This is a genomic window from Streptomyces sp. XH2 (assembly GCF_049725035.1).
In the GTDB taxonomy this organism is placed as follows: Bacteria; Actinomycetota; Actinomycetes; order Streptomycetales; family Streptomycetaceae; genus Streptomyces; species Streptomyces roseoverticillatus.
This window is the reverse complement of sequence record NZ_JBMMMZ010000005.1, coordinates 336,511-353,978: the sequence shown is the minus strand read 5'-3', so window position 1 is coordinate 353,978 and position 17,468 is coordinate 336,511. Positions and strand designations below refer to the sequence as shown.

General features: G+C 72.2%; 14 protein-coding genes and 2 pseudogenes. 4 read left to right on the top strand and 12 right to left on the bottom strand.

The window, feature by feature from the left end:
• Window positions 1–13 precede the first annotated feature (13 nt).
• The gene (locus ACOTKD_RS12810; protein ID WP_424889020.1) at window positions 14–1,189 is read right to left on the bottom strand and encodes a transglycosylase family protein; all 1,176 of its coding nucleotides are present in this window, start codon (window positions 1,187–1,189) and stop codon (window positions 14–16) included.
• Between the two features lie 119 nt (window positions 1,190–1,308).
• Window positions 1,309–2,805: an FG-GAP-like repeat-containing protein gene (locus ACOTKD_RS12805; RefSeq protein WP_424889019.1), complete on the bottom strand. Its 1,497-nt coding sequence runs from the start codon at window positions 2,803–2,805 to the stop codon at window positions 1,309–1,311.
• 387 nt (window positions 2,806–3,192) lie between these two features.
• Here ACOTKD_RS12805 and ACOTKD_RS12800 point away from each other — a divergent pair, with 387 nt between their 5' ends.
• Window positions 3,193–3,960: an ArsR/SmtB family transcription factor gene (locus tag ACOTKD_RS12800; protein WP_424889130.1), complete on the top strand. Its 768-nt coding sequence runs from the start codon at window positions 3,193–3,195 to the stop codon at window positions 3,958–3,960.
• Window positions 3,961–4,050: 90 nt separating this feature from the next.
• Here ACOTKD_RS12800 and ACOTKD_RS12795 read toward each other — a convergent pair.
• The 4 genes and pseudogenes from ACOTKD_RS12795 to ACOTKD_RS12780 form a co-directional block, all read right to left on the bottom strand.
• Window positions 4,051–4,356 (bottom strand): annotated as a pseudogene (locus ACOTKD_RS12795) (helix-turn-helix domain-containing protein); the annotation flags it as partial.
• 4 nt (window positions 4,357–4,360) lie between these two features.
• On the bottom strand, window positions 4,361–4,738 hold the full coding sequence (locus tag ACOTKD_RS12790) for a hypothetical protein (protein ID WP_424889018.1): 378 nt from the start codon (window positions 4,736–4,738) through the stop codon (window positions 4,361–4,363).
• Window positions 4,739–5,113: 375 nt separating this feature from the next.
• Window positions 5,114–5,368, bottom strand: a pseudogene (locus tag ACOTKD_RS12785) (amino acid permease); the annotation flags it as partial.
• Window positions 5,369–5,463: 95 nt separating this feature from the next.
• Window positions 5,464–5,604, bottom strand: a complete 141-nt coding sequence (locus tag ACOTKD_RS12780) for a hypothetical protein (protein ID WP_424889017.1) — start codon at window positions 5,602–5,604, stop codon at window positions 5,464–5,466.
• 541 nt (window positions 5,605–6,145) lie between these two features.
• Between ACOTKD_RS12780 and ACOTKD_RS12775 the strand changes: the two genes are divergently transcribed.
• From ACOTKD_RS12775 to ACOTKD_RS12765, 3 genes are all read left to right on the top strand, one after another.
• Window positions 6,146–8,872 (top strand): AAA family ATPase, encoded by a 2,727-nt coding sequence (locus ACOTKD_RS12775; RefSeq protein ID WP_424889016.1) that lies wholly within the window; start codon window positions 6,146–6,148, stop codon window positions 8,870–8,872.
• Between the two features lie 133 nt (window positions 8,873–9,005).
• A complete protein-coding gene (locus tag ACOTKD_RS12770) occupies window positions 9,006–10,091 on the top strand; it encodes a helix-turn-helix domain-containing protein (protein WP_424889129.1) in 1,086 nt (361 codons plus the stop codon).
• Between the two features lie 9 nt (window positions 10,092–10,100).
• The gene (locus tag ACOTKD_RS12765) at window positions 10,101–11,141 is read left to right on the top strand and encodes a helix-turn-helix domain-containing protein (RefSeq protein ID WP_424889015.1); all 1,041 of its coding nucleotides are present in this window, start codon (window positions 10,101–10,103) and stop codon (window positions 11,139–11,141) included.
• Between the two features lie 61 nt (window positions 11,142–11,202).
• Here ACOTKD_RS12765 and ACOTKD_RS12760 read toward each other — a convergent pair whose 3' ends face one another.
• The 6 genes from ACOTKD_RS12760 to ACOTKD_RS12735 all read right to left on the bottom strand — a co-directional run bounded on the left by ACOTKD_RS12760 (window position 11,203) and on the right by ACOTKD_RS12735 (window position 17,464).
• Window positions 11,203–12,126, bottom strand: a complete 924-nt coding sequence (locus ACOTKD_RS12760; protein WP_424889014.1) for a VOC family protein — start codon at window positions 12,124–12,126, stop codon at window positions 11,203–11,205.
• A 117-nt stretch (window positions 12,127–12,243) separates the two neighbouring features.
• Window positions 12,244–12,969, bottom strand: a complete 726-nt coding sequence (locus ACOTKD_RS12755; protein WP_424889013.1) for a YoaK family protein — start codon at window positions 12,967–12,969, stop codon at window positions 12,244–12,246.
• A complete protein-coding gene (locus ACOTKD_RS12750; RefSeq protein ID WP_424889012.1) occupies window positions 12,950–13,474 on the bottom strand; it encodes a DoxX family protein in 525 nt (174 codons plus the stop codon). Before ACOTKD_RS12750 ends, ACOTKD_RS12755 begins: the two co-directional genes overlap by 20 nt.
• Window positions 13,475–13,550: 76 nt before the next feature.
• Complete coding sequence (locus ACOTKD_RS12745) at window positions 13,551–14,213, bottom strand: hydrolase (protein ID WP_424889011.1); 663 nt, start codon at window positions 14,211–14,213, stop codon at window positions 13,551–13,553.
• A 93-nt stretch (window positions 14,214–14,306) separates the two neighbouring features.
• Window positions 14,307–16,181 (bottom strand): amidohydrolase, encoded by a 1,875-nt coding sequence (locus ACOTKD_RS12740; protein WP_424889128.1) that lies wholly within the window; start codon window positions 16,179–16,181, stop codon window positions 14,307–14,309.
• Between the two features lie 659 nt (window positions 16,182–16,840).
• Window positions 16,841–17,464: an alpha/beta fold hydrolase gene (locus ACOTKD_RS12735; RefSeq protein WP_424889010.1), complete on the bottom strand. Its 624-nt coding sequence runs from the start codon at window positions 17,462–17,464 to the stop codon at window positions 16,841–16,843.
• Between the last annotated feature and the right edge of the window lie 4 nt (window positions 17,465–17,468).

The window sequence follows — 17,468 nt, the reverse complement described above, 5'->3', positions numbered from 1 at the left end:
CCCGTGGACCGCGTCAGGAGTAGGCGTTCCAGCCGCCGCCGAGGTCGGTCGGGTCGGTGTACGTGCCGTCGCCCTTGCCCCAGTAGATCAGGGCGTGGCCGTCGGACTTCCGGCGTACCATCAGGTCCGGCACGCCGTTCTTGTTGATGTCACCCACTCCCGTGATTGCGTCGTAGTTGTCCCAGCCGGCGCCGAGGTCGGTGGGGTTGGTGTATCCGCCGTCGCCCTTGCCCCAGTACACCAGCGCGTGGCCGTCGGACTTTCGGCGCACCATCAGGTCGGGCACGCCGTTGCCGTTGATGTCGCCTACAGCTGTGATCACGTCGTAGTTGTCCCAGCCGGCGCCGAGGTCGGTGGGGTTGGTGTATCCGCCGTCGCCCTTGCCCCAGTACACCAGCGCATGGCCGTCCGACTTTCGGCGCACCAACAGGTCGGACACGCCGTTCTTGTTGATGTCGCCGATGCCGGTGATTGCGTCGTAGTTGTCCCAGCCGGCGCCGAGGTCGGTGGGGTTGGTGTAGCCACCGTCGCCCTTGCCCCAGTACACCAGCGCGTGACCGTCCGACTTACGACGTACCAACAGATCCGACACGCCATTGCTATTGAGGTCACCGGCACCCGTGATCACGTCGTACCCGTCCCAGCCGGCGCCGAGGTCGGTGGGGTTGGTGTACGTGCCGTCGCCCTTGCCCCAGTACATCAGCGCATGGCCGTCCGACTTACGGCGTGCCAGGAGGTCCGGGACCCCGTTGCTGTTGATGTCACCGGCGTTGACCAGCGGCGACATCGCGGGGCCGGCTTCCTCGTCCGGGTAGGGATCGGGCCCGCCCTTGCTCAGGCCGGTCCCGGGAGCGCATGTCCACGCGCCCGGGCCCTGCTCTTTGAGGATCTTCTCGGCTATGAGTATCTGCTGCTTCTTCGTGGCCAGATCGGGGCGCGCCGCGTATGCGGTGCCGCCGTAGTGCTGCCAGTTGTCCATATTGATCTGGAGGCCGCCGTAGTACGTGTGGGTGGGGTCGATGGCGCTCCAATTGTTGGTGCTCTCGCATTGGGCGACCTTGTCCCAGGTGGCGACCGACGCCGCGCTCGCGGGAGTGGCGCCGAGGGCGCCCGCGGCGAGGGCAGTGGTGAGGGAAAGGAGCACGGCAGCCTTACGGAGCCGCTCGGTGGTGGGGACGCGGGTGTTCACGGGCGTGGGGATCCTCGCTGTGCGGGGTGATCGGGTGAGGCGGTGCTGAGGTGGTGCTGACGGCCGGGGCCCGGGTGGGTGTCCAGCGACCAGGCCCCGCTGCCGATGGGGGCCGGGGGTCAGGAGTAGTTGTCCCAGCCGGCGCCGAGGTCGGTGGGGTTGGTGTATCCGCCGTCGCCCTTGCCCCAGTAGACGAGGGCGTGGCCGTCGGACTTTCGGCGTACCATCAGGTCGGGCACGCCGTTGCTGTTGATGTCGCCGATGCCGGTGATTGCGTCGTAGTTGTCCCAGCCGGCGCCGAGGTCGGTGGGGTTGGTGTATCCGCCGTCGCCCTTGCCCCAGTAGACGAGGGCGTGGCCGTCGGACTTTCGGCGCACCATCAGGTCGGGCACGCCGTTGCCGTTGATGTCACCCACACCGGTGATTGCGTCGTAGTTGTCCCAGCCGGCGCCGAGGTCGGTGGGGTTGGTGTATCCGCCGTCGCCCTTGCCCCAGTACACCAGCGCGTGGCCGTCGGACTTTCGGCGCACCATCAGGTCCGGCACGCCGTTGCCGTTGATGTCGCCTACACCTGTGATCACGTCATAGGCGTCCCAGCCGGCGCCGAGGTCGGTGGGGTTGGTGTAGCCACCGTCGCCCTTGCCCCAGTACACCAGCGCGTGACCGTCCGACTTTCGGCGCACCAACAGGTCGGACACGCCGTTCTTGTTGATGTCACCCACGCCGGTGATTGCGTCGTAGTTGTCCCAGCCGGCGCCGAGGTCGGTGGGGTTGGTGTAGCCGCCGTCGCCCTTACCCCAGTACACCAGCGCATGGCCGTCGGACTTACGGCGCGCCAGGAGGTCCGAGACGCCGTTGCCGTTGATGTCACCGACGTTGACCAGCGGCGACATGGCGTTCGCGGACGAGTCGACGATCTTGTCGTAGCGGCGTGGGGAGAAGCCGGACCTGCCGAAGTAGGGGTAGTCGACCGTGCGGTGAACGGCTCTGCCGGTGCTGCCGCCGGCCTCCTCGAAAGCGTCGTACTGCGTGTGGGCCGCGTCCTTCCAGCCGTTGAATATGACGACATGGCCGTCGTTGCCCGCGGCGGGGTTGAGCAGGATGTCGCCCGGCTTGAGGTCCTCCTTGCCTATGGAGGACGTGAATTCGGTCAGGGTGGGAGTGGTCTCGCCCCAGTTGTTCGCCGAGGAGGTGGCGAGGTTCCAGGCCATGGAGACGAAGCCCGAGCAGTCCGTGCGGTACTTGTGACCGTACTGCGTGCGGTAGGAGACCTGGCTGTACGGCACGGCATCGTCCGTCCAGGTCTTGGCTCTGGTGATGACCTCCTCGCGGCTGATCGGGCCGCCGACATTCGAGTCCGTGAACAACGAGCGGCCCTTGGCCGCGGGAGCGGCCGCGTCCAGCTGGGCCCGGGTGGCGGTCGTCGGGTTCGGCACCGTCGGGGTGAAGCGGGTGATCGTGTCCAGGCCCACCGCGCTCTTGGTCCGCGTGCTCTTCGTCTGCACGCTCTTGGTGGGTGCAGCGGCAGGCGAAGCGGCCGCTGCGAGGTCGAGGTTCGTGAGGGTGACCGCGCCGACGACGGCGGTGGCCAGGGCGATGCGGACTGGCAGGTTCATGACAGTTCCCTTGTGAGGCGTGAAGTGTGAGGCATGGGCAGGGCGCGCGGGAGATCCGCGCGGTCACTGAAAAGAGGCGATGCGCACAGCCGGCCCGGAGGCGGGGTTCGGCGTTAGAGGCGGGTCGGGCCCGGCGCTTGGGCCAATGCGGGCTTCGGTGCTCCCCGATCCGGACCCTTCGACATGACACCCCCCGGTCATCAACGCCGTGCGCTTCTGAGAACACCGTACGCCTGTCCGTACAGTGTTCGCAACATCCGTACGCCGTGCGCTCAAGGGGCTTCCCGGCCGCTTGGCGTGGGTGGCGGTCCGACGCCGAGCGGCCACGACTGCCTCGCCGCTTGACATGCAGGTATTTGCCTGCATGATTGAGATGTGAGTAGCGAGATGGACCGGGTCTTCAAGGCCCTGGCCGATTCGACCAGGCGGTTCGTGCTGGACAGGCTGCGCGAGAACAACGGCCAGACGCTGGGCGAACTGTGCGAAAACGTGCGGATGGCCCGGCAGTCACTGACCCAGCACCTGGGCGTGCTGGAGGCCGCGAACCTCGTCAGCACCGTCCGCAGGGGCCGCGAGAAGTTGCATTACCTCAACCCCGTGCCGCTCCACGAGATCCAGGAGCGATGGATCAGCGCCTTCGATCAGCCGCGGCTGGACGCGCTGAGCGCACTGAAACAGAAAGCGGAATCCTCCATGAACACCGAGAACGAGCCTCGCCCGGAGTTCGTCCACACCACCTACATCGCCGCCACCCCGGAAAGGGTCTGGCAGTGCCTGATGGACCCGGAGGCGACGGCGGCGTACTGGTACCACCACAACGTCTCCGACTGGCAGCCCGGATCGCCCTGGGCGCACCGCCGTCTGGACGGCTCGGGCATTGATGACGTGGTGGGTACTGTGGCCGATGTCGACGAGCCGCGCCGGCTGACCCTGACCTGGGCCGGTCCCGGCGAGGACCGGCCGCACGGCGAATCCCGGGTCACCTTTGAACTCCAGCCCTACGGTGACACCACGCGTCTCACGGTCACCCACGTCAACCTGCGGGACGACAAGGAGTACCGCTCCATCTCCGGCGGCTGGAACTTCGTGCTGGCCAACCTCAAGACCTATGCCGAGACCGGCACGACGCTGCCCGTCCCGTCCTGGCGCCCCTGAGAAGACACAGCCCGGCGCATGCCCGACGCATGCCCGGCGCATGCGCCGGCACCGTCCGTACCGGGTACCGGGCCTCGTACCCGTTGTCGTTCAGGCCGGACGCGGCCGCGAGCGGAAGGTGCGGCGGTAGGTGTCCGGGGGCACGCCGACCGCGCGGTTGAAGTGCCGGCGCAGCGTCGTGGCGGTCCCCATGCCGGTGGCCGCGGCGATGGCGTCGACACTGTCCTCGGCGGTCTCCAGCAACTCCTGGGCGTGGCGGATCCGCTGAGCCGGCAGCCATTGCAGCGGGGGCGTGCCGGTCACCGACCTGAAGTGGCGGCCGAGGTGGCGCGAACTCAGCCAGGCCTGGCGGGCGAGGTCTTCGACGGCCAGCGGATGGTCAAGCCGTTCGCTCGCAAGGTCAGTTCTCGTGTGGCGGGGCGGCGGCGAGGAGTTCGCGCTTCACGTGCTCGTAGTCGGCCAGGGCCTGCGGGTCGCCGTGGTGATAGTCGGTCCAGAATCCGGGGCGCTGCCAGCGGGCGTCCGCGAGGCGGGTGCGGCCGTCGGCGATGGCCAGGGTCCAGCCGGGTGGTATTCGAGTGTCCACTGTCTCGAAGTCGGCGGGGTCCCAGAGCAGACCGGGGTCGGGTGTGCCGGGGCCGAGCACACGGATCTGGCAATCGATGTCGTAGGTGACCATCTCCAGAACCGGGTAGACACTGCCCACCCGGATCCCGTCGTACTCCGCGACCGGGATGCCGGCCGCGGGGTGGATGATCTGCCGGCACCTGACTCTCATGGGAAGAGTCTCGCCCCAGTCGATCCCCAGTCGTTGTCCGGGTCACCGCGACGGTTCCAGCGAGGCGGCCATGTCGCGTCGCGGGAGATGCCCACTCCCGGTATTCCCGTGGTTGCCCTGGCGGAACAGCGGCAGGGGCGGAAGCCCATCGCTGCTCCGCAGAGTCTGATGCCAGGTCCGGGGCGCCGCTGACGACCAGGCTCTGCCTTGAAGAGGCCCCGTCGGCCCAAACCGTCTGAGATGACGAGCGAATCGGGCCAGATCACCTGAGACGGGGACCACATCGGTTGAGGGGGGACGCGCGACCACAGCCCATTCGGCCCCGACAGCCGCTATCCGTCTCAACGAACCGAATCCTTGCCTCTCACCCAATCCAGTCCAGCAGCCCAGGTGCCAGGGCCCAGGGGTGAACCGCTCCCGGTGGCGCGGTCGCAGCAGTACCGGGATGGCGTAGGCCGGGGTGAAACCCACGACGGAAATCGCGGTCACCGCCGAGAACGCCGTGGCGGAATACAGGGACGGCAGGGTCGGCACGAAGGCGGCACCGGCCGCGAGCCGGACAGCGTTGGCCGGGACGGCCGTACGGCGGGTGACCTTCTGCCGGTGCGCCGAGCCGGGCAGGGCGCCGTTTGCAGGTTGGCCCAGGCGGCGATGAAGGCCGTGATGCCGTAGTCCTGGGCCGCGATCCCGCCGGGCAGCCCCAGGAGGTTGAGCCGGCCGGTGTATCAGCTCCCACGCTCACCGCCGAGCCGGCGGGCCATGTAGTACAGGCTGCCACTGGTGGGGTGGCGGGAGGCGATTTCGGCCAGCGCCGCGGCCAGGCGCAGCACCAGCGGCTCCACGGCGAGCCACCCCCACAACGCCACTGCGCAGCTGCGCCGGTACGGCGTTCACGCGAGGGGATGATGGACCAGGAGCAGGCGTCGGCGGACGACTTTTCGGCGCCTGTGATCGAGTTCGCCGACCTGCAGGGCCGATCGCCGACCTGCAGGGCCGAGCCGTCAGGTTCCGCCCCGCGGCAACGGGGACGGGGCTGGACCTGGGAGCCCATGTGCCGGTCGGCTGTCTGCCCGAACAGCCGGAGAGCACAAGGGCGTTCACCCGGAAGCACCGCCGGTCGCGGATCGTCGTCCTGCCTACCGGAGGCGTGCTCTTCCTCGGTGCCGCGGTGCCGGCCACGCTCACCTGGTGATCTTTTCCTTGTTCCTCGTCCATCGCGCAAGCTGCTTCGGTGTCGTGAGCGCACGGGGGATCGACCGCGAAGGCACGCGCGACACCGGTACGTCGATGCCCGGCCCGCGTCGCCGCATGTGTTCGGAGCCGCACCCAGTGGAGAACTGGCGTTCTGACGGACGGTAGCCTCGGGTGCCCGGAGAGTGGGCAGGCCGACCCGAGGAAGGATGAGGCGTGGCGGAGGACAGTCGGTTTCCGGTGCTGGTCGGGCGGCAGCGGGAGACGGAGCTGCTATCCGCGGCGCTGGTCCAGGCGGTGGACGGCGCGAGCGGCTCTACGGTGCTGCTGCGCGGTGATGCCGGAGTCGGCAAGAGCACGCTGCTGGTCTGGGCGGAACGCGCGGCCCGCGACCGCGGATTCACCGTGCTGCGCGCGGTCGGCACGGAGGCGGAGACGGATCTCGCGTTCGGAGCCCTTCATCAGGCCTTCTGGTCGCCGCTCTCGCGGTCCGGCGCCCTGTCCGCGCACCAGCGGGACGCCCTGGAGAGCGCGTTCGGCGTCCGCTCCGGGACTCCCAGCGGCTTCGCCGTCGGCACCGCCGCCCTGGCGCTGCTGGAGGAGGCGGTGCGGACCGCACCCGTGCTGCTGCTCCTGGACGACCTGCACTGGATCGACTCGTCGAGCGCGACCGTTTTCGCCTTCCTCCACCGGCGCTGTGCCGGGCTGCCGGTGGTGATCGTCGGTGCGACCCGCCCGGACGAGCCGGCCGCTCAGACGTGGTCGGCCGAAGCCGTCGACGTGCGGGCCCTGCCCCGGGCGGACGCGGCCCTGCTGCTGGGCACCCGCTACCCCGAACTCGCGGCGCCCGCCAGGGACCGGGTCCTGGCCGAGGCGGCCGGGAACCCCCTGGCGCTGGTGGAATTACCGCGCCAGCTCGCGGCCGGCCAGCAGCGGGGAACCGCTCCACTGCCGGAGCGGCTGCCCCTGGGCCGAAAGCTGGAGCGGATGTTCGCCGAGCGGCTGGGAGGGATGGCACCGGAGGTCGGCCGTCTCCTCCTGCTCGGAGCACTGGCCACCGGCCCGGACTTCAGCAGCGGCGGCTGGCTGCGTGCCGTCGCGGACGACAGCGCGCGAGAGGTCCTGGAACGCATCGAGGCCGACGGACTGGCCCGGCTCGACCCGGCCGGACAATTGGTGTTCCGGCACCCCTTGGTCCGCACCGCCGTCGTCTCCATGGCCTCCGGCACCGCACACCGCGAGGCCCACCGCACCCTGTCCGAAGCCTTCGCACCGGACGACCCCCGACGGCTGGTCCACGAGGCGGCCGCCGCGCTGCTGCCCGACGAGGATCTCGCACACCGCCTCCAGGAGGCCGGCCGTGACCTCGCCCTCCGCGGCGGCGACGCGGAGGGAGCACTCCTGCTCGAACGCGCCGCCGCCCTCAGCCCCAGCTCCTGCGATCGTGCCCGGAGGCTCACCTGGGCGGCGGTGATGTCGGCCCACGGCGGGCAACTGCGCCACACCGCGGCCCTGGTGGAGGAACTGAAGGCCAGCACGGTCCCGCAGGACGCCGCCCCGCTGTTCGCGTACGCGGTGGTCTACGCCGACCAGAGCCACCACGTCGACTTCGAGTCCTCCGCCGCACTGCTGCCCGCGGCCCTCGACACGCTGACCGCACCGGGCGCCGACACCTTCGGCGGGCTGGTCGAACAGGCCTATTTCAAACTGCTCCTGGCCGCGACCTACACGGACGACCCCTGGGCTTGGCGGGCCCTGGAACGGCACCGCGAGAACGTCTCCGATGCGGGCCGGCTGTGTCTGCGGGCCTGGACCGTCCCGGGCCCGGACACGGCCACCGCGCTCCGGGCGGTGGCCGAGCGGCTGACCGAGGAACAGGAGGCCGGCGCGGCCTGGCTCCTGCTGTGGACCGCCTCCGCGCTCGACTGCCCCGAGGGCGATCTGTGGCAGCGCTTCACGGGGCCGCACGGCTACGCCACCCAGGGCTCGGTCGCGAAGGCCAAGTGCCATCAGGACTTCCTGCTCGGACACTGGGACCAAGCGCCCGTCTGCCTGCGCGAGGCCGAGATCGCGGACGAACTCGGCTACCACACCAACGCCCTGATGTTCCGCCAGTACTACGCCCACTTCCTGGCCGGCCGGGGCGACGAGACCGGACTGCGGGAGATCGATCAGGTGATCAGACCGACCGCCACCCGCGCCCGGATGCGGTACGTCCTCGACCGCCTGACCCACCTGCGCGGCCTGGCCGCGCTCGCCCACCAGCGCTACGAGGAGGCGTACGCGCACTTCTGCGAGATCACCCCGTCCGGCCGGCTGCCGGGCGGCCCGCCCTGGCAGCACGCTCTGGTCTTCGACCTGGTGACGGCCGCCGTGCACACCGGCCGGCACGAGGAGGCGCGGGCCCACCTCGCGGCCGGGCGCACGGCACGTTCCGCGGAGATCTCCGGCCGGCACGCCTTCCTGTGCGCGGCCGCCACGGCCCTGGCCGCCGCCGACGACGAGGCCGAAGACGCCTACCGTGCCGCGTACGCCGTTCCGGGCGCCGAGCGGTGGGCGTTCGACCTCGCCCGGCTGCGGCTCGCCCACGGCTCGTGGCTGCGTCGCCGCCACCGGCCCGGAGCACGGGAGCCGCTGCGCGCGGCCCACCACGTCTTCCGCCGCCTCCAGGCCGCTCCCTGGGCCCAGGCCTGCGAGGAGGAACTACGGGCCGCCGGCGAGTCCGTGGCCCTGCCGCCGGACGAACCGGCCGAGGGACTGCGCGCCCTGACCGGCCAGGAACTGCGCATCGCCCGGCTCGCCGCGACCGGTCTGACCAACAAGGAGATCGGCCGGCGGCTCCAGCTGTCGCCCCGCACCGTCGGAGCCCACCTCTACAAGGTCTTCCCCAAGCTCGGCATCACCTCGCGCGCCGCCCTCGCCCACGCCCTCGACGGCGCCTGACCTGCCGCAACACCCGCCGTCCCCGGCCCGCCGCCCGGTGCCCGCACGCGACAGTCAGATGACCTAACGACCCGCGGCGCCCGAGCCCCAGGCTGAGCGTGCAGGACTTCGGCGGAAGGGCGGTCGGATGGGCATGCGGGTGACGACCACGTCGGTCGCGGACGACGAGAAGGCGGGCTTCTGGAGCGGGGCGGTGTCGCGGGCACTGGTACCGGTGGAGGCGTGCCCGCTCACTGACCGGCCGTTCGACGGGCTGGTGGAGTCGCACCGGCTCGGGTACGTGCGGATCTCCACGCTGGAGGCGGACCCCGCCCGGCTCTCCCGTACGGCGGCGCTGATCGCCCGGGCACCGCTGAGCGAACCGCAGGCCGTCGTCGGCGTCCAGGTGTCGGGCCGAGCCGTCCTGGAGCAGGACGGACGCCGCGCGGAGGTGCCGCCGGGCGGGCTCGTCCTGTACGACACGGCGCGCCCGTACGCCGTCGACTACCCGGAGCGGTTCCGCACCCACCTGTTCCACCTGCCGCGCCGGCTGCTCGGTGTGCCGGAACGCGACCTGCGGCACGCGTCGGCGACGGCCGTCGGCCCCGCGGAGGGGTACGGACCGGTGCTCCTGCCGTTCCTCGGTGTCCTGGCCGCCTCCGCGCAGACCTACCCGGCCCCGGTCGGCGACCGGCTGGCCGGCAGCGTCGCCGACCTGTTCAGCGCACTGATCGCCCAGCTGTGCCTCGCCCGGGCGGCGCACGAGCCGGGCACCCCGAACGAGCACCTGATCCGCAGGGTGCGGGAGTACATCGACCACCACCTGGACGATCCGGAACTTTCGCCTGAAAAGATCGCACGTGCCCACCACATCTCCGTGCGCTACCTGCACCGCCTGTTCGAAGGCGAGGGTGAGGGGGTGACTGTCAGCCGGTTGATCCAGCGGCTCCGGCTGGACGCGTGCGCCCGCGAGCTGGCCCGGCGCGGCCGCACCGCGCCGACGGTGTCGTCCGTCGCCCAGCGGTGGGGCTTCGTCAGCCCGGCGTACTTCAGCCGGGCCTTCCGCGCCGCGTACGGAGTTCCGCCGCGTGAGTGGCGCTCGCTCCGGAACGAGGATGCCGACCGGCGAGCCGCCCGACCGCCGGCCGAGAGGCACGACGACCTTCCCCTGCCCTGCCCGATATCGCGAGGCCGGACCGGCCGGTCCGGTCGACGTCCGTTTGAGTCAACAGCCGTTTGAGGAGCACTGATGTCCGTCGTCCTCGACACCGCCGAGGTGCCGACCGCCGACCGCGCCGAGTACTGGCACGAGGCCGTCTCCCACACCTTCATCCCGCTGGACGTGGCCCTGTTGGAAAGCGCGCCCGCCCCCGCGACGATCACCAGCCACCGGCTGGGCGCCTTACAGGTCTCTCTGGTGCAGGCCGGCCCGCAGCGGGTCGAGCGCAGCGCGGACCTGATCGCTCGTGGCGGAGAGGACCACCTCACGCTGGCACTCCAGCACCGCGGTACCGCCCGGCTGGCCCAGGACGGCCGCCAGTTGGAGCTGCGGCCGGGCGCCTTCGCGATCTCCGACGCCGGGCGGCCGTTCGCCAAGGAGTTGCCGGAGCCCTTCGTCTTCACGGCCTTCCACTGGCCGCGGTCGGCCGTGGGGGTCTCCGAGGAGGACCTGCGGGTGCTCACTGCGACGGCCTTCGACACGGGCGACGGCACCGCCCGGCTGGTGGCCGCTTACCTGGAGTCCCTCTCCCGGTCGGCCGGCTCGACGGAGCCGCAGCAGGCTTCCCGGCTCGCCACCACGGCGCTCGACTTGCTCGCGGTGCTCGCCCACGAGCGCCGAGGCCGCTCCCGCCCGGAGGTACCCGAGGCCGCCCTGGCCACCCTGGCCCGGGTGAAGGACCACATCCTGCGCCACCTCGGGGACCCGGACCTCTCGCCGGAGCGGATCGCCGCGGCCCACCACGTGTCGGTGCGGTACCTGCACAAGCTCTTCCGCTTAGAGGGGGTGACGGTGGCCCGCTGGATCCGGCGCCAGCGGCTGGACGTGTGCCGCCGCGACCTCGCCCGCCCGACACCGGGCCGGGCGAGCGTGGCGGCGGTCGCGGGCCGCTGGGGGTTCGTGAGCGCCAGTCACTTCAGCCGGGCGTTCCGTGCCGCGTACGGGGTGTCCCCGCGTGAGTGGCAGGCCGCCGCCGGAACGGGCCTGACGCCGGGCGCCGTGAGGTTGCCGCTGCCGGCCGGCGCTGCGGGAGGGGGCGGCTGTCCTTCGGGGTACGGCGCAGCGGTGTGAGCCCGGTGGCGGGCCGTCGACCCCGCCGGCCCGCCACCGGGCACCCGTCACTGATGACCGGTCACCGGTCGGTGTGGATCTCCGCGATGTAGCCGCCCGGGAAGCGCACCATCGCGCTGTCACGGCCGCCCGCCGAGACCGGACCCCACAGCACCGACGCCCCGGCGTCCTTCGCCCGCTTCAGGGTGGCGCCGAGGTCCGGCACGCCGTAGCCGGTGAGCTCCCGGCCGAAGGGGTGCGGCAGGTGCCCGTCCGTCACGGCGACCGTCGTGGTGCCGAAACCGGAGGTGAGCCGCAGCAGCCGGTACGTCGTGCCGGGCAGCCCGACCGCGGCGCCGTCGGCCCGGCGGTCGTCGGAGACGACGCGGCCTTGCGTGAAGGCGAGGTAGCTGCGCAGGAAGGCGCCCACCGCGTCGGGTGACAGGTAAAGCCGGTTCTCGGGGACGCTCACCAGGCGGGGATAGGACGGCGGGGTCGTGTGCACGTAGAGCTGGGCGTTGATCCCGCCGGGGAACTGCACGACGGCGTCCCGCCCGATCGGGTCGGTGAACGGCGCCACGGTCACGGCCGCGCCGTCGGCCCGGGCGGCGCGGACCGCCTGGTCGAGGTCGGTCACCAGCCAGCCGGTGCGCTCGGTGCCGAACGGGTACGGGACGGGCGTGGTGAAGTCGAACACCGACAGCGTGCCCACGGGGGAGACGATCAGCTCGGAGAGCGTCCGGCTGGGCGTGGGCGTCACCTGGGTGGCGTTCGGCCCGATCGTGGTCCCGCCGAAGGTGGCCACCCAACTGGCCGCGAACGCCTGCTCCGTGCCCGGTTCGACGTAGACGTGGGTGGAGTCGTACTGGGGCCCGACGGCGAACTGCCGGTGCGGGCCCGGTGGTCGTGGCTCGGTTCCCTGGGCCACTGAGGCGGTGGGGAGCGCCGTCAGCGTGGCGATCGCCGCCACCAAGGGGACCAGCCGTCGGACGAAGCGTCGTTTCATCGGGGGACCTTCCGGTCGTCGTGTGCGCCCCGGCGTCCGCCTGTACGGGGACGCCGGGCGCCTGGTTGTCGTCGGTGCCGCTCACGTCGTCGGTGCCGCTCACGCCGCCGGTGCAGCTCACGCCGCCGGTGGGGCCCAGTGGGCGTCCGGGGCCGAGACCCGGCGGGCGGTCAGCGCGGTGGCCAGGAGCAGCAGCGCGGCCAGGGCGAGGGCGGCGGCAGGCCGGCCGTGCAGGATCAGCGCCGCGCCCGCGAGGCCGCCGAGCAGCATCGCCAGCGCGGAGAGGATCCGGCGCCCCGGGCGGGGTGCCGCGCCCCCGGCCGCCGTCGAGTCGGCGGCGAGGCCGGTCAGGGTGAGGGTGAGCACGGTGGTGGTCAGGTCGGGCACGCCGAGCCGCCGGGCCACGGCGTTCTGGAGGCCCATGCCCAGGCCCAGCAGGACGATCAGAGCGTAGTGGGCGCCGCCGCCCGCGGCCGCGGCGACGGCGGCCGCCGCGGCCAGCAGAACCGTCTGGACACCGGCGGCCAGGGCCAGCAGCCGCCCGCGGTGGGCCGCAGTCCGGCTGCCGAACCGCCCGCCCACCAGCGCGCCGGCCAGGAAGGAGGCCAGCGAGACGAGCGAGGCCACGGCCGACAGCCCCGGGGCCCCGGCCAGGGCGAACCCCAGGAAGACCACGTTGCCGGTCATGTTCGCCACGAACACGTGCCCGAGGCCGATGTAGCTCACCGCGTCCACCACGCCGGTGGCCACCGTCAGCAGCAGCATCAGCGGCGGCAGCGGTCCGTGCCGGTCCGTGCGCCGCGGGACCAGGGTCCGCAGGGCGTCAGCCAGCAGGGCGCGCACCGTCCGTCGCCTCCTCGGTCGCCGGTGGGCGGTGCAGGACCGCCCGGGTGAGCAGCCCGCTCGCCGGGCCGAGCACGACGGCCGCGACCGACAGCAGGAGCGGCCAGGCGGTCAGGCCGGTGGCGTGGTCGACGGACCACCGGCCCGGGCCGGTGAGGGCGAGCGATCCCGCGATGACGACCAGCACCAGCGGGTACTCGTAGCCGTCGTCCTGCACCCAGAGCCCGTTCGGCAGCTTGACGGTGATCGCCACCGTCATCACGCCCATGGCGACCATGGCCGCCGCCGGCGTGAGCGCGCCCAGGGCCAGGAACAGGCCCGACCCGGCCTGTCCGGCGCCCGCGGCGAGGGCGGTGAGCGGCCCGCCGCGGAAGCCGTCGTGCCGGAACTCCTCCGCTCCGCCGGCGAGGCCGTCGCCCCCGAGACGGTGGCTCACCTTCTGCACCCCATGGCCGGCGATGAGCAGGCCCACCACCACCCGGAGGATCAGCAGTCCGGTATCCATCGTGTCCTGTCCCTGGTCCCTGGTCCCTGGTCCCTGTTCTGACAACGGCGTTGCTGTACGGCGCCGGTGGTGGGGCTCAGCCCGCGGCGTGCTCGCCGATGACCGCCTGGGCGTAGACGACCCCCAGGCCGTACGCGTCGGCGTGCTCCTTGACGATCTCCGTGACGGCGCCGTAGGTCTCCGTCCGCGCCCAGTCGCGCTGGAGCTCCAGCAGCACCTGGAGCCAGGTGACCGGCACCGCGCCGGCCTGCGTCATCCGCTGGATGGCGTGCTCGTGGGCCTTCGGGGAGACGCCGCCGGAAGCATCGGCGACGACGTAGACCTCGTAGCCCTGGCTGATCATGGACAGGACGGGCAGGACCAGGCAGACCTCGGTCCACAGGCCGGCTATGACGATCTTGCCGCGTCCGGTGGCCTTGACCGCCTCGACGACCGCCTCGTCCTCCCAGGCGTTCATCGAAGTGCGGTCGAGGATCTCGGCCTTCGGGAAGACCGCCGCCAGCTGCGGCAGCAGCGGGCCGGAGAAGGACTCGGAGGCGACGGTGGTCAGCACCGTGGGCACCTCGAAGGCCCTGGCGGCCTTGGCGAGGCCGACGGTGGCGTTGATGATCGCGGTGCGGTCGCCGCTGCCGGTGCCGAAGAACATCTGCGGCTGGTGGTCCACGAACAGCACCACGGCGTTGTCGGGGGTGAGCAGGTCCGGGCTCGGGGTGGCGCTGACCTGGGTGAAGTCGACCATGACGGGTTCCTTTCGGTTCTCTTCGGTTCTTGGCACGTCCGTCGCACGGTGATCCGCGGCGGAAGTCGGGGGGCCGGGGAAGGGGGAGGGAGGTCAGAGGAGGAAGCAGGGGTCGAACGGCTGCTGGTGCTCCGTCGCCAGACCGCGTCCGACCCGCCACCGGTGGTGCAGCTCCGATTCGGCGACGACCTGGCCGAGCAGCTCCGCCTGCCGGGCGCCCGCGCCCGGGGCCGGGCGGGAAGCCTGGTAGCCGCCGAAGCGGGCGACCGGGCTCCAGGCGGGGCTGACCGCCGGGAGCTCCTCCTCCATGCCCTCGTACTCCGCCGCGGCGTGGACGATCCGGCCGCCGACGACCGTCAGCACGGACTCGATGTGCGGGACTTCCTGCTCGGGCACGGTGAAGTAGTCGTCGGACAGGACGGCCAGGTCGCCGTAGCAGCCCGGCCGCAGTACGCCCTTGACATCCTGCTCGCCGGTGAGCGCCGCGCCCGCCGTGGTGTACATCGCGAGTGCGGTCGCCCGGTCCACCCGGTTCTGCGGTGGCCGGATCGTCAGGCCGCCGACGGTGCGGCCGGAGATCAGCCAGTGGAGGGCGACCCACGGGTTGTAGGAGGACACGCGGGTGGCGTCCGTGCCGGCGGCCACGGTCAGCCCGCGCTCCAGCATCGCGCGGACCGGCGGGGCGTCGGCGGCGGCGCCGGGGCCGTACCGGCGGGTGAACACCTCGCCCTGGAAGGAGAGGCGGTTCTGCACGGAGAGCGAGCCGCCCAGCGAGGCGATCCGGTCGAGGCTGTCCGGGGAGACGGTCTCGGCGTGGTCGAAGAGCCACCGGTTCCCGGAGGGGAACAGGCCCTCGGCGGCGAGCTTCTCGAACACCGCGAGGTCGCGGCGGATCGTCTCGTCGTAGGTCGCGTGCAGCCGGAAGCCCCAGCCGTGTTCCATGAGCAGGCGTACGGCCTTCTCGAAGTCTTCTTCGTAGGGGGTGAGTTCGGGGCGCGGCTCGGCGAAGTTCTCGAAGTCGGCGGCGGCCCAGGTGAGGTTCTCGCCGGCGCCGTTCAGCCGGAGCCACTCGTCGCCGTCGCCGGGGCGGACCGTCTCGATCCAGCGGGTGAGGTCGTCGAGCTCCTGACCGGGGGTCTGCGGGAACAGGTGATAGGCGATGCGCAGCGAGAGCAGCCCCTCGCGGGCGAGTTCGGTCACCGTGGCGTAGTTCTCGGGGAAGTTCTGGAACCCGCCGGCGGCGTCGATCGCGGAGGTCAGCCCGAAGCGGTTCAGCTCGCGCAGGAAGTGCCGGGTGGAGGTCCTGCGGTCCTCGCCCTCCAGCACCGGGGCCTTGGCGAGTGTGGAGTAGAGGATCAAGGCGCTCGGGGCGGCCAGCAGCATGCCGTTGGGCTCGCCGCCCCGGCCCCGGACGATCTGCCCGCCCACCGGGTCCGGGGTGTCCTTGGTGTAGCCGGCGGCCTTCAGCGCCGCGCGGTTGAGGATCGCCGACTGGTAGAGGTGGAGGACGAACACGGGGGTGTCCGGCGCCGCCTCGTTCAGTTCGGCGGGCGTCGGGAGCCGCCGCTCGGCGAACTGCTCGGCCGACCAGCCGCCGACGACCCGCACCCATTGCCCCCTGGGGGTGCGGGCGGCCTGCTCCCGCAGCATCGTCAGTGCGTGGCGCAGCGAGGTCACGCCGTCCCAGCGCAGCTCCAGGACGTAGTTGAGGCCGCCCCGGATCACGTGCAGGTGCGAGTCGTTGAGACCGGGCACCACACGCCGGCCGAGGGCGTCCACCACGGTGGTGGACGGTCCGACGAGCGGGGCGACGTCCGCGTCGTCCCCCACGGCCGCGATCAAGCCGCCGCGGATGGCGAGGGCACCCGCCCGGGCGCGACGGGCGTCCCCGGTATGGATCTTCGCGTTGCGGACGACGACGTCAGCGGCGTTCTCGACGGCGCGGGGGACCAGCCCGCCGACCGGCATTGCAGACACCTCGACAGCCTCCTGTCACGGGATCGGGACGCCGCCCGGAGCGGGCGGCGGAATGGGGCGGCCGAGCGGATCGGGGCCACTGTTCCGGCCCGTCGGATGCCAGAGGGGACGTTAGGCGGGCGAGCGGTAACGGACTTGACCCGCAGCGCACCGGCTCCGGTCCGCGAGCGCACCGTTTGGAGGGGGTGACAACCCAGGCGTTCCCGCGCTCTCCGCGACGGCCGCCGGGGGCGACGTGTACGTCGCCGTGGACGCCTCCGGCGCCCTCGGCCAGGCCGAGCCGGAGGCCGGACGACGGCGCATGCAGCGGGCGGGCGTCACCGTCAGCGAATCCGCCACCCTCATGGTGGAGGCCCTGGCCGACAACGCCGCCCCGAGGCCGGCGTCCTCTACGCCCCTCTCGACATGCCGTTCGCCGCCCTGGCCGGCCGGATCTCCGTGGCATGCCGGGCCCAGGGCAGCGGTCGGCGGCTCGCCGACCGCTGCCCCCTCTGCGCCTTACCTACTGCCGACCTGTGACCTGCGGCCCCCGTGCCGGGCCTGCGGGTGGCATCAGCCCGTGCGGCCGGTCGGCAGCGGGATGACCCGGATCCCGGCCGGCCGCCGAAAGCAAGGGACGTGTCCGCGGGCCGGAGCCCGGCCGTGGGCGGTCAGCGCTCGGCGGTCTGCCTGATCAAGGCGGCCACCTCGTCCGGCTGCGACACGGAGATCGCGTGGCTGCCGGCGACCTCGACGACTTGAGAGCCCGCACGCTCCGCCATCGCGCGCTGCGCCGGCGGTGGGATCATGCGGTCGTGGGTCGCTACCAGGTACCAGCTTGGTTTCGCCCGCCAGGCGGGGGGGGGGGGGGCGCGGGGGGGGGGGGGCCCCCCCCCCGCGGGGGGGGGGGGGGGGCGGGCCCCTGGGCCCCCCCCCCCGCCCCACGGGATCTGGGAGTCGGCCAGGAAGGCCGCCTGCTCGGCGGGCAGGTCGCCGGCGAAGGAGCCGGCGAACCTCTTGCGGTCGAGGAGCAGGAAGCCGTCCTTGGGCGGCAGGACGGGCGGGACCGGTGCGCCGGGCGTGGGGTCGGCGATGAGCGTGTTCACTGACTCGCCCTTGTCGGGCGCGAATGCGGCGATGGAGACCAGCGCCGAGACCTTGGGACGGTTTCCCGCCTCGGAGATCACGGCGCCGCCGTAGGAGTGTCCCACCAGGACGACCGGCCCGTCCTGGGCATCGATGACCTGCCGCGTCGCGTCGACGTCCCCTTCTGTTGTGCTCGTGTCGCGAAACACCGTC